This window comes from Halobacterium litoreum (assembly GCF_021233415.1).
In the GTDB taxonomy this organism is placed as follows: Archaea; Halobacteriota; Halobacteria; order Halobacteriales; family Halobacteriaceae; genus Halobacterium; species Halobacterium litoreum.
The window spans coordinates 831,072-852,713 of record NZ_CP089466.1; the positions used below are offsets into that span (position 1 = coordinate 831,072).

The 21,642-nt window shown below is 66.0% G+C and carries 24 protein-coding genes and 2 tRNA genes; 6 read left to right on the plus strand and 20 right to left on the minus strand.

Going from position 1 to position 21,642, the window contains the following annotated elements:
* Positions 1–170: 170 nt before the first annotated feature.
* Complete coding sequence (gene idsA3 / locus LT972_RS04615) at positions 171–1,217, minus strand: geranylfarnesyl diphosphate synthase (RefSeq protein WP_232572028.1); 1,047 nt, start codon at positions 1,215–1,217, stop codon at positions 171–173.
* Positions 1,217–2,563 (minus strand): ribonuclease J, encoded by a 1,347-nt coding sequence (locus LT972_RS04620; protein WP_232572644.1) that lies wholly within the window; start codon positions 2,561–2,563, stop codon positions 1,217–1,219. The genes idsA3 and LT972_RS04620 overlap by 1 nt, the downstream gene beginning before the upstream one ends.
* A 224-nt stretch (positions 2,564–2,787) precedes the next feature.
* On the opposite strand from LT972_RS04620, the gene LT972_RS04625 reads away from it, so the two are divergent.
* Positions 2,788–2,985 carry an HVO_2922 family protein gene (locus LT972_RS04625; protein ID WP_232572029.1) on the plus strand — a complete coding sequence of 66 codons (198 nt, stop codon included), beginning with the start codon at positions 2,788–2,790 and terminating at the stop codon, positions 2,983–2,985.
* A 15-nt stretch (positions 2,986–3,000) separates the two neighbouring features.
* Here the strand turns inward: LT972_RS04625 and LT972_RS04630 are convergent, their stop codons facing one another.
* Together LT972_RS04630 and mvk are read right to left on the minus strand one after the other, a co-directional pair.
* On the minus strand, positions 3,001–3,738 hold the full coding sequence (locus LT972_RS04630; RefSeq protein WP_232572030.1) for an isopentenyl phosphate kinase: 738 nt from the start codon (positions 3,736–3,738) through the stop codon (positions 3,001–3,003).
* The gene (mvk, locus tag LT972_RS04635; protein WP_232572031.1) at positions 3,735–4,721 is read right to left on the minus strand and encodes a mevalonate kinase; all 987 of its coding nucleotides are present in this window, start codon (positions 4,719–4,721) and stop codon (positions 3,735–3,737) included. The genes LT972_RS04630 and mvk overlap by 4 nt, the downstream gene beginning before the upstream one ends.
* A gap of 87 nt (positions 4,722–4,808) precedes the next feature.
* Between mvk and LT972_RS04640 the strand changes: the two genes are divergently transcribed.
* Positions 4,809–5,627, plus strand: coding sequence for a VOC family protein (locus LT972_RS04640; RefSeq protein ID WP_232572032.1), 819 nt, complete (start codon positions 4,809–4,811; stop codon positions 5,625–5,627).
* A gap of 57 nt (positions 5,628–5,684) precedes the next feature.
* On the opposite strand, the gene rpsB is transcribed toward LT972_RS04640, so the two are convergent.
* From rpsB to moaA, 14 genes are all read right to left on the minus strand, one after another.
* Positions 5,685–6,437, minus strand: coding sequence for a 30S ribosomal protein S2 (gene rpsB, locus LT972_RS04645; RefSeq protein ID WP_232572033.1), 753 nt, complete (start codon positions 6,435–6,437; stop codon positions 5,685–5,687).
* Entirely contained in the window at positions 6,434–7,630 is a 1,197-nt protein-coding gene (gene eno, locus LT972_RS04650; RefSeq protein WP_232572034.1) for a phosphopyruvate hydratase, read from the minus strand. Before eno ends, rpsB begins: the two co-directional genes overlap by 4 nt.
* 1 nt (position 7,631) lies before the next feature.
* Positions 7,632–7,811 (minus strand): DNA-directed RNA polymerase subunit K, encoded by a 180-nt coding sequence (locus LT972_RS04655; RefSeq protein ID WP_232572035.1) that lies wholly within the window; start codon positions 7,809–7,811, stop codon positions 7,632–7,634.
* On the minus strand, positions 7,808–8,008 hold the full coding sequence (locus tag LT972_RS04660; RefSeq protein WP_232572036.1) for a DNA-directed RNA polymerase subunit N: 201 nt from the start codon (positions 8,006–8,008) through the stop codon (positions 7,808–7,810). Before LT972_RS04660 ends, LT972_RS04655 begins: the two co-directional genes overlap by 4 nt.
* Positions 8,009–8,020: 12 nt before the next feature.
* Positions 8,021–8,419, minus strand: coding sequence for a 30S ribosomal protein S9 (locus LT972_RS04665; RefSeq protein ID WP_232572037.1), 399 nt, complete (start codon positions 8,417–8,419; stop codon positions 8,021–8,023).
* Positions 8,413–8,850: a 50S ribosomal protein L13 gene (locus LT972_RS04670; protein WP_232572038.1), complete on the minus strand. Its 438-nt coding sequence runs from the start codon at positions 8,848–8,850 to the stop codon at positions 8,413–8,415. Before LT972_RS04670 ends, LT972_RS04665 begins: the two co-directional genes overlap by 7 nt.
* A complete protein-coding gene (locus LT972_RS04675; RefSeq protein ID WP_232572039.1) occupies positions 8,847–9,200 on the minus strand; it encodes a 50S ribosomal protein L18e in 354 nt (117 codons plus the stop codon). The genes LT972_RS04670 and LT972_RS04675 overlap by 4 nt, the downstream gene beginning before the upstream one ends.
* Positions 9,201–9,233: 33 nt before the next feature.
* Positions 9,234–9,318 (minus strand) — tRNA-Leu (locus LT972_RS04680).
* Positions 9,319–9,452: 134 nt separating this feature from the next.
* Entirely contained in the window at positions 9,453–10,196 is a 744-nt protein-coding gene (locus LT972_RS04685; RefSeq protein WP_232572040.1) for a DNA-directed RNA polymerase subunit D, read from the minus strand.
* Positions 10,197–10,199: 3 nt separating this feature from the next.
* Positions 10,200–10,583, minus strand: coding sequence for a 30S ribosomal protein S11 (locus LT972_RS04690; protein ID WP_232572041.1), 384 nt, complete (start codon positions 10,581–10,583; stop codon positions 10,200–10,202).
* Between the two features lie 6 nt (positions 10,584–10,589).
* Positions 10,590–11,102 (minus strand): 30S ribosomal protein S4, encoded by a 513-nt coding sequence (locus LT972_RS04695; protein ID WP_232572042.1) that lies wholly within the window; start codon positions 11,100–11,102, stop codon positions 10,590–10,592.
* Positions 11,102–11,608, minus strand: coding sequence for a 30S ribosomal protein S13 (locus tag LT972_RS04700; protein WP_232572043.1), 507 nt, complete (start codon positions 11,606–11,608; stop codon positions 11,102–11,104). Before LT972_RS04700 ends, LT972_RS04695 begins: the two co-directional genes overlap by 1 nt.
* A 21-nt stretch (positions 11,609–11,629) precedes the next feature.
* A tRNA-Ser gene (locus tag LT972_RS04705) sits at positions 11,630–11,712 on the minus strand.
* 146 nt (positions 11,713–11,858) lie between these two features.
* Positions 11,859–12,848 (minus strand): GTP 3',8-cyclase MoaA, encoded by a 990-nt coding sequence (gene moaA, locus LT972_RS04710; protein WP_232572044.1) that lies wholly within the window; start codon positions 12,846–12,848, stop codon positions 11,859–11,861.
* Positions 12,849–12,995: 147 nt separating this feature from the next.
* Here moaA and LT972_RS04715 point away from each other — a divergent pair, with 147 nt between their 5' ends.
* Both LT972_RS04715 and LT972_RS04720 read left to right on the plus strand, forming a co-directional pair.
* The gene (locus LT972_RS04715) at positions 12,996–14,030 is read left to right on the plus strand and encodes an Mrp/NBP35 family ATP-binding protein (protein WP_232572045.1); all 1,035 of its coding nucleotides are present in this window, start codon (positions 12,996–12,998) and stop codon (positions 14,028–14,030) included.
* The gene (locus tag LT972_RS04720; protein ID WP_232572046.1) at positions 14,023–14,238 is read left to right on the plus strand and encodes a hypothetical protein; all 216 of its coding nucleotides are present in this window, start codon (positions 14,023–14,025) and stop codon (positions 14,236–14,238) included. Before LT972_RS04715 ends, LT972_RS04720 begins: the two co-directional genes overlap by 8 nt.
* Before the next feature lies 1 nt (position 14,239).
* On the opposite strand, the gene LT972_RS04725 is transcribed toward LT972_RS04720, so the two are convergent.
* The gene (locus LT972_RS04725; protein WP_232572047.1) at positions 14,240–15,196 is read right to left on the minus strand and encodes a hypothetical protein; all 957 of its coding nucleotides are present in this window, start codon (positions 15,194–15,196) and stop codon (positions 14,240–14,242) included.
* Positions 15,183–18,518, minus strand: coding sequence for a PKD domain-containing protein (locus LT972_RS04730; RefSeq protein ID WP_232572048.1), 3,336 nt, complete (start codon positions 18,516–18,518; stop codon positions 15,183–15,185). The genes LT972_RS04725 and LT972_RS04730 overlap by 14 nt, the downstream gene beginning before the upstream one ends.
* 230 nt (positions 18,519–18,748) lie before the next feature.
* Between LT972_RS04730 and LT972_RS04735 the strand changes: the two genes are divergently transcribed.
* The gene (locus tag LT972_RS04735) at positions 18,749–20,635 is read left to right on the plus strand and encodes a 2-oxoacid:acceptor oxidoreductase subunit alpha (protein WP_232572049.1); all 1,887 of its coding nucleotides are present in this window, start codon (positions 18,749–18,751) and stop codon (positions 20,633–20,635) included.
* Between the two features lie 2 nt (positions 20,636–20,637).
* Entirely contained in the window at positions 20,638–21,576 is a 939-nt protein-coding gene (locus LT972_RS04740) for a thiamine pyrophosphate-dependent enzyme (RefSeq protein WP_232572050.1), read from the plus strand.
* Positions 21,577–21,642: the final 66 nt, after the last annotated feature.

A 21,642-nucleotide genomic window follows, 5' to 3' on the forward strand; every position in this document is an offset into this window, starting at 1 on the left:
CGCGGCGGCCGACCACCCAGCGACCGCCGAGCATTCGCGCGGTGGAGCCGCGCGATTCCACCGAGCGCCCTCCGGCGCTCGGCCTTTTTAGCGTAGATTTTTTGCGCGACGGTTCCCACAGCGAGCGAGGAAACCCGAGCGGAAAAAAGGTCCGTGGAAAAGGTACGCGTCTAGTACTCCCGTTCGACGAGGTAGTCGGCGACCTGTTCGAGGCGGGTGTGGGCTTCGTTCTCGGGGAGGACTTCGAGGTGGGCTTTGCCTTCGGCGACGAGGTCGTCGGCGAGGTCGCGGGCGTACTCGATGCTCCCGACGTCGCGGAGTTCCGCGACGGCGGCCTCGATTTCCTCGTCCGTGACTTCCTCGGGGTCGTTCGTGTCGAGGAGGTCGCCGACGTCGACGCCGTGTTTGGCGGCGTGGAGGGTGACGACCGTCTTCTTGTTCTCGACGAGGTCCGACCCGCGTTGCTTGCCGAGTTTCTCGGATGGCACCGTCAGGTCGAGCACGTCGTCGTGAATCTGGAACGCCTGCCCGACGCGGAGGCCGTAGTTGTACAGCGCCTCGACGGTGTCGTCGTCGGCGCCGAGCAGGATGCCGGGGAGCGTCGACGCCGCCGCGAACAGCACGGCGGTCTTCAACTCCACCATCTCCATGTACTCGTCGGGGAGGACGTCGCTCCGGGTCTCGAAGTCGACGTCGAGAGCCTGCCCCTCGCAGATGTGGGTGCAGGTCTCCGCGAGCGTCCGCATCGCTTCGAGGCCGCGCTCGGCGGGCGCCTCCGTGCGGAGCATGATTTCGAACGCCTTCGAGTAGAGCGTGTCGCCCGCGAGAATCGCGGTCTCCGTGTCGTACTCGCGGTGGACCGCCGGCACGCCGCGCCGGAGGTCGTCGTCGTCCATGATGTCGTCGTGAATCAGCGTGAACGACTGGATGACCTCGATGGAGACGGCAGACGCCATCACGTCGATGACCTCGCCGTGCAGGTCGGGGAACTCCCGGTAGTCCGTGCTCCCCAGTTCCACGTCCGCGAGCGCCTCCGCCGTCAACAGCAGGACCGCGGGTCGAAGCCGCTTCCCGCCGGCCTTCAGGAGGTACCGGGACGCCTCGTAGAGGCGCTCCGGTCGCTTCGGCGGGAGGTCCTCGTCGATGGCGTCGTTCACGAGTTCGCGGCGCTCCCGGACCGCGGATAGCACCGCCTGCTCCCGAGCGTTCTGGGACATTACTCGACGAGTTGGATGGTGTTGCCGTTCTCCGTGACGTGCAGGTCGCGGCCGAGTTTGTAGCCCTGGCTCTTACAGAGGTCGGCGTACGGCGCGAAGCCCTTCATGTCCTGGTGGGCGGGGATGACGTGCTGGGGCTGGAGCGCCTGCAGCATCTGGTAGTGGCCCTCCTCGCGCAGGTGGCCGGAGACGTGGATGTCGTCGTAGATGCGGGCGCCCTGCATCTGGAGCAGGCGCTCGCTCTGGTAGCGCTGGCCCTCGTTGGTCGGCTCCGGGATGACGCGCGCCGAGAAGATGACCTTGTCGCCGTCCTCGATGTCGTAGGGGGTCTCGCCGCGGCCCATCCGGGTGAGCATCGCGCGCGGTTCGCCCTGATGGCCGGTGACGATGGGGAGGAAGTTCTCCTTGCCCTCGTTCATGACGCGCTTGAACGCGCGGTCGACGGACTTCCGGTGGCCGAACATCCCGAGGTCGTCGGGGAAGTTCACGCGACCCATGCGCTCGGCGGTGCCGGAGTAGCGCTCCATCGAGCGCCCGAGCAGAATCGGTTCGCGGCCGATGTCCTTCGCGAACTCCACGAGCGAGGAGACGCGGGAGACGTGACTGGAGAACGTCGTCGCGACGATGCCGCCGTCGTAGTCCTCGACGGACTGGAGCGTGTCCTTGAGTTCGCGGCGCGCGACGCTCTCGGACGCCGTCCGGCCCTTCCGGCCCGCGTTCGTACAGTCCTCGATGTAACAGAGGACGCCCTCGTCCTCACGCCCGATTTCGCGGAAGCGCTTCATGTCGATGGGGTCTTCGAGGACGGGGTCGTGGTCCATGCGCTTGTCGAGGCCGTAGACGACGGCGCCCTCGGGCGTGTGGAGGACGGGGTTGATGGCGTCGATGATGGAGTGCGTGACGTGGACGAACTCCAGTTCGCAGCGCTCGCCGATGGGCATCGTGCCGCCGGCCTTCATCTTCACGAGTTCGTTGTCGACGCCGAACTTCTGCTCGCCCTCGATTTGGCCCTTCACCAGTTCGATGGTGAACGGGGACGCGACGATGGGCGCGTCGTACCGGTGGGCGAGCTTCGAGAGCGCGCCGATGTGGTCGAGGTGGCCGTGGGTCGGGACGATGGCCTGCACGTCGCCCTCGAGGTCGGACATGACGCGGTCGTCCGGGATGGCGCCCATGTCGATGAGGTCGAGGCTGTGCATCTTCTCGGTCTCGACGTTGTCGTGGATGAGGACCTGCGAGAGGTTGAGGCCCATGTCGAAAATCACGATGTCGTCGCCTGCTCGGACGGCAGTCATCTGCCGACCGACTTCCTCGTAACCGCCGATGGTTGCAATCTCGATTTCCATAGTTGGAATCACTGAAATCCGCGTTTTCGCGCGTATTGAAACAGCCGCGGGCTGGCGGCGACCGACTCCGGCGTCTCGCAGCCGTCAGCCGTCGTCGCGTGAACGCCCGCGACGCTGCTCTTATCGACCGTACGCTCCGCGGTGTTAAAAACAACGGGGATTGGCCGGCTGCGCCTGTGAACCACCACAACACACAACACAGTTCGCTTCGTTGACTGGAGCGCATGTCGAACGCGACGTTCCACGTCTACGAGGACTCGGCCGGACAGTACCGCTGGCGACTCGTCCACCGCAACGGCAACATCATCGCGGACTCCGGCGAAGGGTACGCCTCCAAGCAGAAGGCCAAACAGGGCCTCCGGAGCGTGCAGGACAACGCCGCGGACGCCGACGTGGTAGAGGAGAAACCGCCCGAACAGTAGCCCGCGAAACCCGGTTCAGCCGTCGATGCGAGTGCCGGCGTCCCGCCCCGCGAGAAAGTCGTCGAGGTCGTCGGGGCCGAAGACGAACGCCGGCGACCCGAGGCCGAGCAGCGCCTCCACCTTCGCCGCCATCCCGCCGGTCACGTCCGTCGCGTCGCTCTCGCCGAGCGCCGCCGCCGCGTCCTCGTAGGCGGTAATCTCGGGAATCACGTCGCCGTGCTGGTCGAGGACGCCGGGGACCGTCGAGCAGAGGCCGACGCGGTCCGCGACGAGTCGGTCCGCGAGGCGGACCACGAGTTCGTCGCCGCTCACGATGGTCGCGCCCTCGCCGGCGTGTGCGAGCACGTCGCCGTGGAGCACCGGCACGAACCCCTCTTCGAGCATCGCGTCCAGTTGCCCGGTCGGCAGGAACAGGTGCCCGTCCTCGCCGCGGAACCCCGCGGAGAACGGGTGAACGGGAACCGCCGGCACGCCCGCGTCTGCGAGCGCGTCGACGACGGCCTCGTTCAGGTCCTCCATCGCGCCTGCGATGTCGCGGACGGCCGCGGCGTCCTTCGTCCCCTCCGTGCTCGACACGCCGTGCTCGGCGGCGTGCGGGTGGCCGAAACTCCCGCCGCCGTGGACGACCACGAGGTCCGAGACGCCCGAGTCGGCGACGGCGCCGGCGAGGTCGGCGAGGCGGTCGGTCGCCACCGTCTCAGGTTCGTCTTTCTCCGTGACGACGCTCCCGCCGAGTTTCAGGACGACGGTCACTCGACGCGCACCCCCTCGGTCGCGAGTTCGGCGCGGAACGCCTCCTCGCAGTCCGGCGTCAGCGACAGCGCCGTCACTGACCCGCCGTCGTCGTCCAGCGCGACGATGGAGCCGCCGCCGCCCGCGCCCGTGAGCTTCGCACCGACGGCGCCGCCGTCGCGGGCCGCCCACACCATGTTGTCCAGTGTCCGCGCGGACACGCCGAGCGCCGACAGCAGGCCGTGGTTGAAGTTCATCAGGCGCCCGAGCGTCTCCACGTCGCCGTCGGCGAGCGCTCGCTCGCCCTCCCGGACGAGGTCGCCGACCGTCTCGACGGTGTCCGCCGCGAACTCGAACTCGTCGCGGAGCGCGCGAACCCCGGACACCAGTTCGCCGGTGTCGTGGCTCGTGCCGTCGTAGCCGACGACGAACGGGAGGTCCGGTGCTTCCAGCGTCGTGCAGTCGTCGCCCTCGACGCGCACCGCGCCGCCCATCGCCGAGCAGAACGTGTCTGCGCGGGACGCCTGCCCGTCCTGTACCTCGTGTTCCACGCGGTACGCGCGGTCGGCGACCTCCCGGGTGTCGAGTTTCACGCCGAGTTCGCGGGTCGCCGCGTCGATGCCCGCCACCGCGACGGCGGCGCTCGACCCGAGCCCCGCGCCGAGGGGAATCTCGCTCTCTATCTCCACGTCGAAGCCGGCGTCCGGCCGCCCGGCGGCGTCCCGTGCCTGCGCGACCGCCTCGTCGACGTACCCGGTCGCCGCCTCGACGAGCGGCGTCGGCACGTCCACGTCCGGCCCGTCGTCGCTCGCGTTGCCGTACTCCACGGTGAAGCCGTCGATGGACAGCGCGTCCGCCGACACCCGGAGGCGGTCGTCGTCGCGCTCCGAGACGGTTACCCGCGCCCGGCGCTCGATGGCACACGGCACCGCCGGCTCCCCGTAGACGACGGCGTGCTCGCCGAAGAGGTACACCTTCCCCGGCGCACTCGAAGTCGTAGTCATACCTCCCGGTGTGACCCGTGCCGTTACAGAAGTTCCGGAACGCGACGCCCGCCCCGCGCTTATTGCCCTCGGACGCGAGGACAGGGTATGCGTCCAGTCATCGACCACGTCCCGTTCGCCGGCGCCAGTCACGACGCGCTCGTCGAACGCTTCGAGACAGCGGGGTTCTCCCCCGACTACGGCGGCGAACACCCCGACGCAGGCACCGAGATGTCTGCGCTCGTCTTCCCCGACGGCTCCTACCTCGAACTCGTCGCACCGACCCGCGACGACCCCGCGTGGTGGGGCGACTTCTTCGAATACGGCGACCCCGTCGCCGGGCCGAGCGACTGGTGTATCGAGTCGGGGAGCGTCCACGCCGAGTGCCAGCGCGTCATCGACCACGACGTGGAAGTCCACGGCCCCAGCCACGGGAGCCGCGAGCGCCCCGACGGCACGGTCGTCGAGTGGGACAACGCCTTCCTCGGGCCGCCCGACGAACACCTCCTGCCGTTCGTCGTCACCGACCGCACGCCCCGCGAGTACCGCGTCCCCGACGCCGACAACTACGGCGCCCCCGTCTCCGGAATCGACTGCGTCGTGCTCGCGACCGAGGACTTAGAGAGCGCGGTCGACCGATTCCGACGACTCTACCGCTTCCCGAACCCCGAGTACGACTACGACGACGCGTTCGGCGACCTCGCGTCGTTCCCGGGACAGGACGTGGTGCTCTGCGAACCGACCGACGGCGAACTCCGCGAGCGCGTCGACCGATTCGGGCCGTGTCCCGCGACCGTGCTCCTCACCGCAGACGTAGACGACGCCGTCCACCAGCACCCGCTCGACGGCGGACGCGAGTGGTTCGAGCGGCGCGTTCGAATGGTCGAAGGGCTCGCTCCGCACCTCGGCGTCGTCTCGCGGAACTGAACGGCTGCGCCGCTGCGCGGACGGAGAAACGAAAAGTACGAACGTCGAAATACGGGCTTAGAGGCCGTCCTCGAAGTCCTCGAGGGCGTACGTCGGCTCCGCGCCGCGGCGGTCCAGCGTCTCGTTGGCGAGCAGCCAGTAGACGACGGACAGCGCGCGTCGGCCCTTGTTGTTCGTCGGGACGACGAGGTCGACGTTGCTCGTCTGGTTGTTCGAGTCGCACATCGCAATCACGGGGATGCCGACCGTGATGGCCTCCTTGACGGCCTGGGAGTCACCGATGGGGTCGGTGACCACGAGGACGTCCGGCTCGATGTAGCCGTCGTACTGCGGGTTCGTCAGCGTCCCCGGGATGAAACGGCCGGTCCGGGCGCGCGCGCCGACCGCTTCCGCGAACTTCTCCGCGGGGAAGCGACCGTACTGGCGGCTGGACGTGACCAGAATCTGCTCGGGGTCGTAGTTCGCGAGGAAGTCCGCGGCCGTGCGGATACGGTCGTCCGTCTTCGACACGTCCAGCACGTACAGACCGTCGGTACGGACGCGGTGGATGAACCGCTCCATGTCGTTGGTCTTCTGCTGGGTGCCGATGTGGACGCCGGCGCCGAGGTAGTCCTCGACGGGGATGAGGAGGTCGGCCTCCTCGTCGCTCATGACGTCCTCCGTGGCCGTCGACTCCGGCTCGGGTTCTTCGCTCGTCTGTTCGTCTGTCTGGGCCTCGCTCTCGGTCGCTTCCTCGGCGGCAGGCGCGTCCTGCTCGTCCTCGGGCGCGTCCTCGAGTTCGGCCTCTGTGTCGGATTCGTTCTCGCTCATGCTTCGTCCGCGATGCGGATGAGTTCGTTTAGCTTGGCGGTTCGCTCGCCGCCGACCGCGCCCGTCTTGATGAACGGCGCGTCGGTCGCGACGGCGAGGTGTGCGATGGTCGCGTCCTCGGTCTCGCCGCTCCGGTGGGAGACGACCGCGTCGTACCCGTTCCGGGAAGCGAGTTCGATGGCGTCGAACGCCTCGGAGAGCGTGCCGATCTGGTTCGGCTTCACGAGGATGCTGTTGGCAGCGCCCTCGTCGATGCCGCGCTGGAGACGCTCCGTGTTCGTTACGAACAGGTCGTCCCCGCAGACGAGCGTGCGGTCGCCCACGCGCTCGGTCAACTCGGCGAACGCCTCGAAGTCGTCCTCGTCGAGCGGGTCCTCGACGTACGCGAGGTCGTACTCGTCGACGAGGTCGGCGACGTAGTCGACCTGCTCGGCGGTCGAGCGGTGCTCGTCGCCGAACACGTACTCGTCACCGTCGTAGCGCTCGGCGGCCGCGAGGTCGAGGCCGATGCGAATCTCGAAGCCGAACTCCTCGGCCACGTCGCTCGTCGCCTCGTCCACGATTTCGAACGCGGTGGCGTCGTCGATGGACGGCGCCCACGCGCCCTCGTCGCCTTTCGCGGCGGCCTCGCCGCGCTCCTCTAAGAGGTCGCCGACGCGCTCGTGCACGGCGGCGTTCGCGAACACGGCCTGCCGGACGCTCGGTGCGCCGACGGGCGCCGCGAGGAACTCCTGAATCGCGGTCGCGTCGGCGGCGTGCTCGCCGCCCCCGACCACGTTCCCGAGCGGCACGGGGAAGTTCCGACCGCGGAACGCGCCCCCGAGGTGCTGGTACAGCGGCGCACCGAGGACGTCCGCGGCGGCCTTCGCGACGGCCATGCTGACGGCGACGGCGCTGTTCGCGCCGACCTCGGAGAAGTCCTCCGTGCCGTCGGCCGCGCGAAGCGCCGAATCGACGCTGCGCTGGTCGCCCGCGAACTCGCGTCCCTCCAATCGGGGCGCGATTCGCTCGCGGGCTGCCGCAATCGCCTCGTCGACGGGGAGTTCGATGGCCTCGTACTCGCCCGTGCTCGCGCCCGACGGCGCGGCGGCACGACCGAACCCACCGCTCTCCGTCGACACCTCGGCCTCCACGGTCTTGTTGCCGCGGGAGTCGAGTATCGGGCGGAACCGGACGGCCTCGATGCGCGTCATCTCAGTTCTCCCTCCGGACCGTGAACGGGAGCGCGTCCGCGTCGTACTCCTCGGCCGCGATGAGGATGGGCTCGGTCTGGTCGGTGTCGACCAGCACCGGCGCCCCGTACGACACCTGCAGCGCTCGCGCGCCGATGATGCGCGCCTTCTCGTACCGGCTGAATTGCTGTGACTCGGTCATTGGTAGGGGGAAACCACGTCCACGAGGTCCTGGTGGGAGACCAGCATGCGTCGACAGCAGTGCCGGTCCACGCCGAGGTCGTCCAGCACGTCCGCTGGGTCCTCGTCGCCGTCGTGCGACTCGGCGCGTGCCTTGAACTCCTCCCAGTACTCGCCGACGACGTTACCGCACGTGAAACACCGGACTGGTACCATCATGGCTTGGTCACCTCAGCGGTAGGACTTCTGGTAGCGGGCGCGAGCACCGGGGCCGCCCCACTTCTTGGACTCGGACTGCCGGACGTCGTTGACCAGCAGACTCCGGTCGAACTCCCGGTAGGCGTCGCGGAGCTCCGCGTCGCCGAGGTGCTCGACCAGACCGCGCGCGATGGCGGTGCGGACGGCGTCAGCCTGCCCCGCGAAACCGCCACCGGACACGTCGATGTCCACGTCGACGTCGTCGCGGAGGTCCTCGCCGGCGATGCGGAACGGCTCCAGCATCTTCAGGCGGGACATCTCCGGCTCGACGAGTTCGACGGGCTGGGAGTTGATTCGCACGCGACCCTTCCCGTCGCTCACGGTGGCGCGAGCGACAGCCGTCTTCTTCTTACCGGACGTGTTGGTTACCATGTGACGTTAGCCCCCAGTTCTTCGGAGACTTCGCCGAGGGTGACGAAGCGAATGTTCGAGAGTCGGTCCAGCGACGTTCCCTCGAGGATTTCGCCGTCCTCGTCAGTCGGGTTGCCGACGTAGACGCGGACGTTCTCGAGTGCCTCGCGACCGCGGTCCTTCTTGTACGGAAGCATCCCGCGAATCGCGCGCTTGAAGATTCCGTCGGGGCGCTTCGGGTAGTACGGACCGCTGTCGGAGCCGAGCTCCGCGCGCTTGTTGTACGTCCCGAAGACGTCGTCTTTGGTGCCGGTGATGATGGTCTGCTCGGCGTTGACGACGGCGACCGTCTCGCCGTCGAGGGCGCGTTCGGCGACGTTCGTCGCGACGCGACCCATGATGCAGTCCCGAGCGTCGACGACCACGTCGGCGTCGAACTCTGCGAGACTCATCGAATCACCCGCACGTCGTTCCCGTCGGGGTTCTGTTCGACTGCCTGTTCCAGATGGACGGCCTCGCCGTCGGCGTGCTCGATTTTCGTCTCCGCGCTGCCGGAGAAGTCCACGGCAGCGATGGTGACTGACTTTCGAAGCGCGCCGGACCCCAGCACCTTGCCGGGGACGACGACGGTCTCGTCCTCGTTCGCGTATCGTTCGATGCGACTCAGGTTCACCTCGGCGTGCGTGCTCCGGGGCTTCTCCAGCCGGCCGGCCACGTCCTGCCAGACGTCCGCACCCGAATCTCGGGAGACGGATTTCAGTTCGGCGATGAGACTGCTGAGTCTCGGACTTGTCTTGCTCATGCTCCTAACTCTCGGAAATTGTGAGAAGTGGAGTGCAGGGAGCAGGATTTGAACCTGCGAACCCCTACGGGACAGCGCCCTGAACGCTGCGCCTTTGGCCTAACTTGGCTATCCCTGCACGGCCGCGGTGGCGCTTCACTTCTCAGTTGCCCCCGACCCTTCTTACCGATTTCGATTGCCGGACCCGAGGCTCCCGGGGCAGGAGCGGTCGCCGGCGCGGTAGTGTGGGTCGGATTGGGCATCGTGTTTAGTTTACAGTTGGACTGCCTGTTCGAGTTCGTCCGCTCGGTCGACCAGGGTGTCGACCGCTCGGAGAACCAGTTCGGTGACGGGCATCGAGCCGTCGGACTCCACGTGGAAGACGAACGCGCCCGAGACGTCCTCGACCTCGACCTCCTTGCCGGGGTACCGGTTCGTGAGGTCGTTGTCGAACTCGTCGGTCTGGACGTACTCGCCGTCCTCCTCGATGACGCCGCGGAGAATCTCCGGCTCCTCGTCCTCGTACTCCGCGCGGTCGCCGACCACGTTCACCGTCTGCAGGTGGCGGTAGCCGACCGCGACGCCGCCCTGGTGTTTGGCGTGGTCGCGACCGTGCGCGAGCACGGCGTCCGCTTCGAGTTCGAGGCGCTGGTCGTCTTTCAACTCGATGATGGGCACGTTCTTGTCCGCGGGTTCGACGTCCGGGTCGGAACTCACGAGGTCACCGGAGTACGCGGTACCCGGGCCCTCGACGTCGAGCGCGAGCGTCACCGAGTCGCCCACCTCGAAGTCGTCGGGCGTGGTGAGCGGCACCAGCCCGAGCCGAAGCGCGAGCTGTTCGTCGAACATCACGCTCGAGTTCTCCACGAACCGCACGTCGTCGATGGAGAGCGTCGGCACGTCGGCGAGAATCGCTCGCCGGATGCCGTTCGCGAACGCGGGCGTGATGTTGTGGACGACGAACAGGGCTTCCCGGTCGCCTTTGTCGACGAATTCGACGTCGAAGTCCGTGCTCATGGCTTAGTACCCGCTGTTCTTCGGTGGTCGCGTCCCGTCGTGGGGAATCGGGGTCACGTCCTCGATGCGGCCGATTTCGAGTCCGGCGCGAGCCATCGCTCGAATCGCGGCCTGCGCGCCCGGCCCGGGGCTCCGCTGCAGGTTGCCACCGGGGCCGCGGACGCGAACGTGAACCTTCTCGATGCCCTGTTCGAGGACGTTCTCTGCGAGCTGTTCGGCCATCTGCATCGCGGCGTACGGGGACGCCTCGTCACGGTTCTGCTTCACCACGGAGCCACCACTGGACTTCGCGAGCGTCTCGGCGCCCGTCTCGTCCGTGACGGTCATGATGGTGTTGTTGAACGAGGCGTGGATGTGCGCGATGCCCCATTTGGTTTCGTCAGCCATTGTTGGTCACTCCTGTGCACCGGCGCGAGCCGGGTGCAGTTCGTCGGTGAGTTCGCTCGTCTCGTCGAACGCGATGGCGTCCTCCTCGCTGACCTCGACCTTGTAGGACGGCGCCGTGACGCGGCGACCGTCGACCGTGATGTGGCCGTGGTTGAGGAACTGACGGGCCTGCGAGACCGTGTTCGCGAGGCCGTCGCGGTAGACGATGGTCTGGAGGCGTCGTTCGAGGACGTCCGTCACGTCGAGGGACAGGACGTCGTCGAGGCCTTCCTCAGCGGAGAGGATGCCGATGCGCTGCAGACGCGTGACGAACTCGTCGCCGGAGACCTCGCCCGTCTGCCCGAGCAGGCTCCGTGCTTCGCGGCGGTAGTCGCGCAGTTCGGACTGCGCTCGCCACAGCTCTTCTTTGTTCTTCAGGCCGTAGCGCGAGAGGAGGTCGGACTCCTCCGCGATACGCTCGCCCTGATACGGGTGGTTCGGCGTCTCGTAGAACTTGGTGTTCTCGCCAGGGAGACCCATTACTCCTCACCTCCCTCTTCTTCTGCCTGTTCTTCCTTGATAGCCTCGACGTTCACGCCGATGGTACCCTCGGTACGACCGGTGGACTTCGTGCGCTGACCGCGGACCTTCTGTCCGCGCTCGTGGCGGATGCCCTTGTACGAGCGGATCATCCGCATGCGGTTGATGTCTTGGTCGCGCGTGAGTTCCACGTCGTTGCCCGTGATGTGCTGGGTGTCGCCGGTGTAGAAGTCGTTCCGGCGGTTCGCCAGCCAGTCCGGGGCGTGTTCCGTGAACCCGTCGACGGCTTCGGTGACGCTCTCGATGGCGTCCTCGTCGAGGCGGCCGAAGGTAGCGGAGCGGTCGACGCCCGCTTCCTCGGCGATGACCCGCGCGACTCGACGGCCGACGCCGTCGAGTTCCGCGAGGGCGCGCTCGACGGTCTTCGTCCCGTCGAGGTCTGTCTGACCGATGCGGACGAAGTATCGAATGTCCTCGTCCGCGTCCTGTTGTTCTTCCGAACTCATGATTGGTGTGTTGCGGAAAGGCGTCGTGGCGGGGATTTGAACCCCGGAGGCTTACGCCACAGAGTTAGCAACCCTGCGCCTTGACCAGGCTAGGCTACCACGACACGGCTTTCTTGGTGTATCTTCGCCCTCTCGGACTCGGGACCCGTGCCCCTACAGTGACTGCACTCGTGAGAACTCGTGGCCCGTACTTAAACATCACGAAAGCAAGGTGGCGTCTCGGCACTCCCCAGACCGAGCCAGTAGCCGACTACGCGTCGAGTACGTCCACGTACTCGTCGTTTATCTCCCAGCCGCCGTCGCCGTCCTCGACCATGTACTCGCCGTAGTACGGGACGCGCTCGTCGACGGTCTCGCGGAACGCCTCGCGAATCTCTGGTCTCGTCATGTCGCCCATCGACCGCAGGTCGTCGTTCCGGTTCAGACACCCCTTCAGGTATCCTTCGTGCGTGACGCGCACGCGATGGCAGTTCGCGCAGAACTCCTCGTTGCCCACCGGGTCGACGATTTCGACCATCCCGCCGCCCGAATCGGCGTCCTCGCCGCCCACCCAGTAGCGCTTCCGGTCGTGCATCTCCCGGGTCTCCACGCGCTCGGCGCGCTCCGCCAGCCAGTCGTGGACGTCGCCGATGTCCACCGCCCACTCCGGCTTCCCGACGAGTTCCGGCATGAACTCGATGAGTTGGAGCTGTAGACCGTCGTTCTCGGCGACGTGGTCGACCATCTCCGGGACGTATCCCGCCGTCTTCTCGAACACGACCATGTTCAGTTTCACCGGGTCGAGGCCCGCGTCCACCGCTGCGCGAACGCCCTCGAGTACGCGCTCGTAGGTCGAACTCTGCGTCAGCGCCTTGAAGTCCGCCGGGTCGAGGGCGTCCTGCGAGACGTTCACCCGTTCCAGTCCTGCGTCCACCAGTCCCTCCGCACGTCCCGAGAGGAACGTCCCGTTCGTCGTCATCGACACCGCCATCGAGTCGGGCGCCCGACGCACGATTTCTTCTAGGTCGTCCCGCAGCATCGGTTCGCCGCCCGTGAGTTTCACGCTGTCCACGCCGAACTCGCTGGCGACCTCCAGGAACCGGACCACGTCGTCCGCCGTCATCTCGTGGTCCCGGGGGTCCATCGGGCCACGCGTGTCTCCCAACCCCTCGTTGTGACAGTAGACGCAATCGAAGTTACAGCGGTCGGTGAGGGAGACGCGGACCCCGGACACCTCGCGCCCGAACGAGTCCGAGAGCATGCTACTGTATCCCACGTACAGACGTTTAAATCCGCGGGTGAAACCGCCCGAAGCGTAACCGTTCGTGGTTACGTGCCGTCGCTCGCGTCCGCTACTCGGGATCGTTCGTCACAATCCTTATCGGCGCACCGCGTCCTACTCGGAGCCATGAACGAAGCCGACGTCCTCGACCTCCTCGAAGCCGTCGAGGACCCCGCGCTCGGCGACGACATCGTCTCGCTGGGCCTCGTCAACGACCTCGACGTCGACGGCGACACCGTCACCATCTCGCTTGCACTCGGCGCGCCCTACTCGCCGACCGAGACAGATATCGCCGGCCGCGTCCGCGAAGTGCTCCACGCCGAAGGCCTCGAAACCGACCTCACGGCCGCCATCCCCGACCGCACCGGCGACGACGTCCTCCCCGGCGTCAAGAACGTCGTCGCCGTCGCCTCCGGCAAGGGCGGCGTCGGCAAGTCCACCGTCGCCGTCAACCTCGCTGCGGGCCTCGCCGACCGCGGTGCGCGCGTCGGCCTCTTCGACGCCGACATCTACGGGCCCAACGTCCCACGGATGGTCGACGCCGACGACCACCCGCAGGCCACCGAGAGCGAGACCATCGTCCCGCCCGAGAAGTTCGGCATGAAACTCATGAGCATGGCGTTCATGGTCGGCGAAGACGACCCCGTCATCTGGCGCGGCCCGATGATCCACAAAGTCATCACGCAACTCATCGAGGATGTCGAGTGGGGCTACCTCGACTACCTCGTCGTCGACCTCCCGCCGGGAACCGGCGACACCCAACTCACGCTACTCCAGACCGTCCCGCTCACCGGCGCCGTCGTCGTCACCACCCCGCAGGACGTCGCCGTCGACGACGCCCGCAAAGGCCTCCGCATGTTCGGCCGCCACGACACCACCGTCCTCGGCATCGCCGAGAACATGAGCACCTTCGTCTGCCCCGACTGCGGCGACGAACACGACATCTTCGGGAGCGGCGGCGGCCGCGAGTTCGCCGACGACAACGACCTCCCGTTCCTCGGCTCCATCCCCCTCGACCCGAGCGTCCGCTCCGGGAGCGACGACGGCGAACCGGTCGTCCTCGACGACGACAACGACACCGGCGGCGCGTTCCGCGACCTCACCGCCGAAACCGCCGACATGCTCGGCCTCGTCAACCGACGGAGCGTCGCCGATGACTGAATTCGACGATCACGAGAAACGCGACGCCCTCCGCGAGGTAGCGAACGAACTCCGGAACGAGGACTCCGAAGAAGCCGAACGCGTCGCCGCCATCGTCCACCGCGTCAGCGACATCTACGCCGACGACGAGGACGTCGACGCCCAGCACGTCTACCTCAACATGCGGAACATCCTCGAAATCTCGGAGCAGGGCGGAATCGACCGTTAGGTCAGCGACGCTTTCGGCGCCGCCACAGCCCGAGCCCACCGACGACCAACACCACGGTCGCGACCGCGCCAATCCGCGAAGCGCGCTCGGAGATCGGTTTCACGTCCGGCCCCTGGTCGCGGTACTTTTTGGCTGACTCGTTCTCGTAGTAGACCTCCTCGTTCATGTCCGAGAGGTTCGGGACCTCCTCGAAGGCGCGCTCCCACGAGCGGTCGGTGCCGTTCGGATTCGCGACGAACTCCTCCCGGTCGAATTTCCCGTCCGAGCGCTTCCAGTGCTCGTACAACTTGAGTTCCCCGACGACTGTCTCGCCCGGCGATTCCTCCAATGGGACGTGGTAGACGAGCGTGTGGTTGTCTGGACGGTTTGGTAGGTCTCGTGAAGTTGGCGTTTCGAACGTTTTCACTAATAATGAAGGGTAATACGACCGGTTGGCCGGATTCGTCGCCGTCACTTCGAGAGTCGTTTCGCCACTACTCTGATTTCGAAGTACTTCCACGTCGGTGATGTACGGCGATGGGAACCCGCCCTCTTCGGACTCGTCGAATCGTTCGGTGAAATTGAACACTGCAGTACCGGCGTAGGTACCTGCTCGCACGGTGTGGTTCTCGGCGGTTACGTCGATCCAGCCGGTGATATTGCTCTGTGCAGAGAATGTCTCACCAGGTGCTATTCGCTCACTCGGCAGATTTCGAACTGTTCTGTCGTCGACCTGAATCCCGTATCCAGCCTTCGTTTTCTTTTCACCTACGTTCTCCGCCGAGACGCAGACCAACCGTTCAGACTGGTCGAACGTGATTGTGTATTGTACTTCTATTTCGCCGAGTGTTTCGACGCCCGTCCAGACCTCTCCTTGACAGTTCTGCTCAGACCGAAGATTCGTGCCGCTAGCCGGCGCGACTGCCGAAAAGAGGACCAGTCCTGCCAAGACGAGAGCAGCAGTCTTACTCGTACCCAACATCTGATTCGTTCACGTGATTAGAGATGAAGTTTTTAGATTCTTCGGTTGTAAGAAAGACGTCCGCGCTCTCTTCGACTGTGATTTCTCGCGTCTGTGTCTGTACTTGTCCCTTCTGGCCACTGCTCGGTGAGCGGAGTCGGGTCCGGAGTTCGACTGTCGCAGTTACTGACGTTCGGACCACGTTCGACGGGTTCGCCGGGTCCGAAACTTGCTCGAGCGAGGTTCCAGCGTCGAGACGCATCATCCACTGCTTCGTCGGCTCCGTCTCGCCGACGCGCACGTCGGCGTTCGACGTGTAGATTAACTTCGCTCGGTCGCTTTCCACTGTTTCGTACGGCAACCACTCGTACTCCGCTGACTGTGTCTGCACGGTCTTCGACGCGAGGTACGTCCGTTCCGTTCGCTCGTGGTGCGTCGTGACAGAGTACTCGTACTGGCGCTCGTAATCGGCGTTCTCGACTTTCACGCTTCGCCGCGCGCCGGTCTTGTCGTGGGCGGGATTCTTGGGGCGCTGGCTCCAGTACGTCCTCGTCTCGTCGCGGTACTTCGTTACCTGCCGTTCTCCCTCGTAGGTCTTCGAGTGAGTCACCGTGATCGTGTCCTTGTATTCGCGACACCCGAGACCTGGGAGGCAATTTTCTCGCGTCACCGTCTCTGTCTCGGTCCATTCGACGGTGTACTGGTAGTGCTCGGTCGTCTCGTACGCGACCCGCTCCTCGTACCGGAACTGCCACTCGGTCCGGTACTCCGCCGGATCTACCACCGTTCGCCGAGTATCTCCGGTGAATTCTCCGCCGCCCGTTCTCGAGTTCCGCCAGACGGTGTCCGTCTCCGTCCACTCGCGGACGCGCATCTCTGACCCCGCGGACGACCACGTCGGGTTCGCACCGAGGAACAGCTTCCGCCCCATCTCGTTCGCGAACTCTCGCTGTCGCGTGTCGTACGCGGCGGACTGCGTCTTCGTGCGCTTCTCCAAGTGGTACGCCGTCCCCGAGCGACTGGTGCGGTACACGTCGTATCCCTGCGCTTCGAGCGCGTCTTTCCGCGTGGGGTTCGACGTTTTCCGCACCGTGTGGTCGTCGCGCTCTTCGAGATACTGGACGTCCATGTCGGTGACGTTGCTGTACGTGTTCAGTGGCTCGTACAGCGCTGGCTTCGGGAGCGAGACTGTCCTCGTCGCCTGTGGGCTGTCGGTAGCGTAAATTGTGACGTTCGGCTGGCCGTCGAGCAGTTCGTGTGCCGGAACCGAGACGTCCCACTCGTGGTAGATGTACGACGCCCCCGCACTGTCGTCGTCGGGGTTGTCGCCTTCGCCACCGCCCGGCTCGTTTTCGACTCGATTGTGGCCCGTGACGTTGCCAACGTCCGTCCTGAGGCCGAAGTCGATGTGATCTCCCCCCGTATCGTTTTGGTAGCGCTGTTTCGCGAGCTCGTACGTGTTCGTCTTAACCGTGTACGTGACCGACTCGTTCGGGAAGTAGGGGCCCGGTTTGTCGACGACCGGTTCAGCCAGGTCCGGGACGAACCAGTGGAGAATCTTGTACGTGGTGGTCGTCTCGCCTTGTTCGTCAGTGACGTTCAACTTGACACGGTCGTAGACATCGAGTTTTCCGATTGGACCGGGTACATCGCGCCCATCGTCGGTATGGATCCAAGTATAGCTGAGCTCGGACCCATCCGGGTCGAAAGAATCGGACGCATCGAACCATGCACCCCGGAATCCCTGCCTACGGTTCTCCGACTCGACCAGTTCCAGTCGGATAATCGGTTTAGCAGTGGTCACCAATACCGCGTCTTCGTTGTAAGTGTCTTCGGCAGTAGACGAACCACGCTGCCACTCGACGACAGATTTGATTCCTATCTCTCCGGGGTTATGCCGCATAAAATCTCGCTGAAACGTCAGATGCCCTGATTGAGACTGAGAACGTCTCCAATCACCGTTCTCAACGATACCATCTCTTTGGGTGGCATAGCCGGGTTCAATGTACTCTGGATTGACACCGTTCAAGTCGACTTTCATCTGGTACGTCGCGGTGTACCGTTCGGTGTTCAGTCGCGGGTGGTAGACGTCGAGTGGTCCGTCTTCGACAAACCCGGCAGAGACGACTTCCGGCGGTCCGGGGACGTGGATTCGCCGCGTTTCGGCGTCGACTTGGCCGCGGGCGTCGCGGGCGCGAACGGTGAGCGCGTGGCGTCCGGGTTCGAGGCCGGCGAGCCGTTCGAGGAGCGTGAGTTGGTGGCCGTCGCCGCTTGCTCGCTCGATGCCGCCCGTCGTGACCGTTCGTTTGGGTTCGCCGTCGACGAGCACTGAGAGGGAGCGGAGGTTGCCGAGGCCGTCGGTGGCGTACGCGTCGACGGTGACAACGCTCTCGTTGGTGGTGCGTCCGAGGTGGACGTTCGGTTCGGGGTCGGCGACGACGGTTCGGCTGCCGTCCGGGAAGACGGCGGCACCTGAGCCGTCGTGGGGAACGGCGTAGAGTTCGTGGGTGCCGGGGGTGAGCGTGAGCGTCGCGGTGTCGCCGGTGTCGACGCGTCGGTCGTCGAGGTACCAGTCGGCGCCGGTGCCGTCGTCGAGGCGGTAGGTCGCGTCGAGGGCGCCGTCACCCGTGACGACTCGGGGGCCGTCGATGGTGTGTGCGTCGTCGGCCGCCGGGTCGCTGGTCGGCGAGTCGACCGTGCTGTCGCTCGGGTCGGTGACGGTGACGGTTCTGGTGGCGGTCGTTCGCTGGTCGTCGGCGTCGACGGCGACGACGCGGACGTCGTGGGTTCCTGTAGTCGGGAACCGGACGTCCAGGTCCGGTGTTGCCGCGCGACCGTCGAGCGCTGTGGTGGCGCGGCGTTCGCCGTCGACGTACCAGACTGCGCGGTCGAGCGGCGCGGCGCCGGCGGCGAGGTCCGCGGTGAACGTTCCCGTGGCGCCGGTTTCGAGGCGCGTCGGGCCGGCGACCGCCGCGTCGGGTGGCGCGCCGGGTTCGGCGGTGACGTAGAGGGTGTCGGTCGCTGTGGCGCCGTCGGCTCCTGTCACGGTTAGCGTGACCTCGTAGGTGCCGACGCTCGTCGCGCGGAAGCGCGTGCGCTGGCAGTCGCCGCAGTTCGGTTCCGTGGTCGTGCCGTTCGGCGCGGTCACCGTCCAGTCGTAGTCGGTGACGGTGCCGTCGGGGTCGCGGGAGCCGCCGCCGTCGAGGTAGACTGTCGTGCCTCGCGTGGTGGTCTGGTCGAGGCCGGCGTCGGCGAGCGGCGGGTCGTTCGTCGTCGCGATGCCGGGTGTCGTCGCGGCTGCCGAGAGCACGAGCAGCGCGAGCAGCCAGTCTGCGTTCACACTACACAGAGTTGAATACTCTAATCAGTATATAAAATTTCAGAATGAGATTAAATGATACAATTTGCCTCTGTTCCGTGTATAGGTTGCTTCGCGCCGGAGGGCTGGTGCGTCAGCGGTCGTGTGGGGCAGTCCTTAATCATCGTTCAATGCTAATGGATGGCAAACGATTTAGTGTGGACCACTCCTACTCCCGATAACGGTCCGTATCGCGGGCCAGAGGTTACATTATGACTGATGACGAACTCATCTGGCGAATTGCGGGCGGTTCCGGCGACGGAATCGACTCCACGAGCCAGAACTTCGCGAAGGCGTTGATGCGTTCGGGGCTCGACGTCTTCACGCATCGGCACTACCCGTCTCGAATCCGCGGCGGCCACACGTACGTCGAGATTCGAGCGAAGGAGGGTAACGTAACGTCCCGCGGCGACGGCTACAACTTCCTGCTCGCGCTCGGCGACTCGTTCGCGCGGAACCCGAGCGAGAACGCCGTGTACGGCGACGAGGAGATCAAGCCGCTGTCGGAGAACCTCGACGACCTCCGCGAGGGCGGGGTCATCGTCTACGACGAGGGGCTCATCGACGAGGAAGACGTGCCGAACTTCGAGGAGCGCGTCGAGGAGAACGACTGGAACGTCTACCCCCTCGACCTCCGCGGCCTCGCGAAAGAGCACGGTCGCGAGGTTATGCGGAACACGGCGGGCGTCGGCGCCACAGCGGCCCTCATCGGGTTCGAACTCGACCACATCGAGGACCTGATGTCGGACGCGATGAGCGGCGACATCCTCGAGGCGAACCTCGAAGTGCTCCACGACGCCTACGAGCAGGTCGGCGAGATGGACCACTCCCACGACCTGACGGTGCCCGAGGGCGACCACGACGAGGAGCAGGTCCTCGTCTCCGGGAGCCACGGCATCGCGTACGGCGCCATCGACGCCGGCTGTCGGTTCATCTCCGGCTACCCGATGACGCCGTGGACTGACGCGTTCACCATCATGACCCAGCTCCTGCCGGACATGGGCGGCATCTCCGAGCAGGTCGAGGACGAAATCGCGGCGGCGGCGCTCGCGGTCGGCGCGAGCCACTCCGGCGTGAAGTCGATGTCCGGGTCTTCCGGCGGCGGGTTCGCGTTGATGTCCGAACCGCTCGGTCTCGCCGAGATGACCGAGACGCCGCTGGTCCTGCTCGAAGCACAGCGCGCCGGTCCCTCCACGGGGATGCCGACGAAGCCCGAGCAGGCCGACCTCGAACACGTCCTGTACACGAGTCAGGGCGACAGCCACCGCGTCGCCTTCGGGCCGAAAGACCCGAAGGAGTGTTACGAGCAGACGCGCGCGGCGTTCGAAATCGCGTACGACTACCAGATTCCGGTGGTCGTCGTGTACGACCAGAAGCTCTCCGGCGAGTACCGGAACGTGGACGCGTCCTTTTTCGACCGCGAACCCGCGCCGGACCTCGGGAGCACGCTGTCCGAGGACGAGATTCCGGACGCGCCCCACGACGACACGGGGAAGTTCCACCGCTACCAGCAGGAGACCGAGGACGGCGTCAGTCCGCGCACGATTCCCGGTCAGAAGGGCGGTCGCTACCTCGCGTCCGGCAACGAGCACTGGCCGACCGGCCACATCGCCGAGGACCCCGACAACCGCGTGGCGCAAGTCGAGCGCCGACTCCAGAAGCTGGAGTCCATCCGCGCTGACCTCGACGAGCGCGGTCAGCAGACCGTCTACGGCGACGAGGACGCCGACATCGGCCTCATCGCGTGGGGCAGTCAGGAGGGCACCGTCGAGGAGGCGGTCGCCCGCATGAACGAGGACGGCACGAGCGTGAAGGCGCTCGGCGTCAGCGACCTCTCGCCGTTCCCGGCCGAGGAGGTCCGCGAGTTCGTGGAGAGCGTCGACGAAGCCATCGTCGTGGAGATGTCCTCGACGAAGCAGTTCCGTGGTCTCATTCAGAAGGAGGTCACGGGCGTCGGCGACACCCTCTCCAGTCTCCTGAAGTACAACGGCAACCCCTTCGAGCCGGCGGAAATCGTCGAGGCTGTCGACATCGAACTGAACGGCGGCGGCGAGGCGCCGACCGCGCAAACGACCCTCGAATCCGCGGCAGGTGACTGACAATGAGCAAAGCGTTCAGCGCAATCGGTGAGGAACGGGAGGTCGAACGAGACGAGTTCACGCCCGGACTGGAGCCACAGCCGACGTGGTGTCCGGGCTGCGGTGACTTCGGCGTCCTGAAGGCGCTGAAGGGCGCGATGGCCGAACTCGGCAAGGACCCCGAGGAGGTCTTGCTCTGTACGGGTATCGGCTGTTCCGGGAAGCTCAACAGCTACTTCGAGAGTTACGGCTTCCACACGATTCACGGGCGGTCGCTGCCGGTGGCTCGCGCGTCGAAGCTCGCGAACCACGACCTCGAGGTCGTGGCGGCGGGCGGCGACGGCGACGGCTACGGCATCGGTGGCAACCACTTCATGCACACCGCTCGTGAGAACCACGACATCACGTACATCGTGTTCAACAACGAGGTCTTCGGCCTGACGAAGGGACAGACGTCTCCGACGTCGCCGAAGGGTCACAAGTCCAAGACCCAGCCCCACGGCTCGGCGAAGGACCCGATTCGGCCGCTCTCGATGAGCCTGTCCGCGGGCGCGTCGTACATCGCGCGGACGGCCGCCGTGAACCCGAATCAGGCCCAGGAGATTCTCGTGGAGGCCATCGAGCACGACGGCTTCTCGCACGTGGACTTCCTGACGCAGTGTCCGACCTGGAACAAGGACGCGAAGCAGTACGTGCCGTACGTCGACGTCCAGGACTCCGAGGATTACGAGTTCGACGTCCAGGACCGCCGCGAGGCCGCCGACATGATGGCCGAGACGGAGGAGGCCCTGTACGACGGCACCGTCCTGACGGGTCGCTACTACAAGGACGAGAACCGCCACTCCTACCAGCAGGAGAAACAGGAGCGCGGCGACATGCCGAACGAACCGCTCGCGGAGCGGTACTTCGACGACGACTACGACTGGGAGCGCTCGGCCGACTTCATCGACCGCCACAAGTAACTCGCTCTCGGGCGATTCGAGGGCGCTGTGGCGTTCGTTCGGCGGGCGTTCTCGTTCGCTCGCCGT

Bases quoted from the DNA above. Each gene is read 5' to 3' on its own strand.
- LT972_RS04660 (WP_232572036.1), bottom strand. From the start codon at position 8,008: ATGATGGTACCAGTCCGGTGTTTCACGTGCGGTAACGTCGTCGGCGAG.
- LT972_RS04640 (WP_232572032.1), top strand. From the start codon at position 4,809: ATGCGTCCAGTCATCGACCACGTCCCGTTCGCCGGCGCCAGTCACGAC.
- LT972_RS04675 (WP_232572039.1), bottom strand. From the start codon at position 9,200: ATGAGCAAGACAAGTCCGAGACTCAGCAGTCTCATCGCCGAACTGAAA.
- LT972_RS04670 (WP_232572038.1), bottom strand. From the start codon at position 8,850: ATGAGTCTCGCAGAGTTCGACGCCGACGTGGTCGTCGACGCTCGGGAC.
- moaA (WP_232572044.1), bottom strand. From the start codon at position 12,848: ATGCTCTCGGACTCGTTCGGGCGCGAGGTGTCCGGGGTCCGCGTCTCC.
- idsA3 (WP_232572028.1), bottom strand. From the start codon at position 1,217: ATGTCCCAGAACGCTCGGGAGCAGGCGGTGCTATCCGCGGTCCGGGAG.
- LT972_RS04735 (WP_232572049.1), top strand. From the start codon at position 18,749: ATGACTGATGACGAACTCATCTGGCGAATTGCGGGCGGTTCCGGCGAC.
- mvk (WP_232572031.1), bottom strand. From the start codon at position 4,721: ATGACTACGACTTCGAGTGCGCCGGGGAAGGTGTACCTCTTCGGCGAG.
- LT972_RS04625 (WP_232572029.1), top strand. From the start codon at position 2,788: ATGTCGAACGCGACGTTCCACGTCTACGAGGACTCGGCCGGACAGTAC.
- LT972_RS04715 (WP_232572045.1), top strand. From the start codon at position 12,996: ATGAACGAAGCCGACGTCCTCGACCTCCTCGAAGCCGTCGAGGACCCC.
- LT972_RS04740 (WP_232572050.1), top strand. From the start codon at position 20,638: ATGAGCAAAGCGTTCAGCGCAATCGGTGAGGAACGGGAGGTCGAACGA.
- LT972_RS04655 (WP_232572035.1), bottom strand. From the start codon at position 7,811: ATGACCGAGTCACAGCAATTCAGCCGGTACGAGAAGGCGCGCATCATC.
- LT972_RS04695 (WP_232572042.1), bottom strand. From the start codon at position 11,102: ATGGGTCTCCCTGGCGAGAACACCAAGTTCTACGAGACGCCGAACCAC.
- LT972_RS04720 (WP_232572046.1), top strand. From the start codon at position 14,023: ATGACTGAATTCGACGATCACGAGAAACGCGACGCCCTCCGCGAGGTA.
- LT972_RS04665 (WP_232572037.1), bottom strand. From the start codon at position 8,419: ATGGTAACCAACACGTCCGGTAAGAAGAAGACGGCTGTCGCTCGCGCC.
- LT972_RS04690 (WP_232572041.1), bottom strand. From the start codon at position 10,583: ATGGCTGACGAAACCAAATGGGGCATCGCGCACATCCACGCCTCGTTC.
- LT972_RS04685 (WP_232572040.1), bottom strand. From the start codon at position 10,196: ATGAGCACGGACTTCGACGTCGAATTCGTCGACAAAGGCGACCGGGAA.
- LT972_RS04700 (WP_232572043.1), bottom strand. From the start codon at position 11,608: ATGAGTTCGGAAGAACAACAGGACGCGGACGAGGACATTCGATACTTC.
- LT972_RS04620 (WP_232572644.1), bottom strand. From the start codon at position 2,563: ATGGAAATCGAGATTGCAACCATCGGCGGTTACGAGGAAGTCGGTCGG.
- eno (WP_232572034.1), bottom strand. From the start codon at position 7,630: ATGACGCGCATCGAGGCCGTCCGGTTCCGCCCGATACTCGACTCCCGC.
- rpsB (WP_232572033.1), bottom strand. From the start codon at position 6,437: ATGAGCGAGAACGAATCCGACACAGAGGCCGAACTCGAGGACGCGCCC.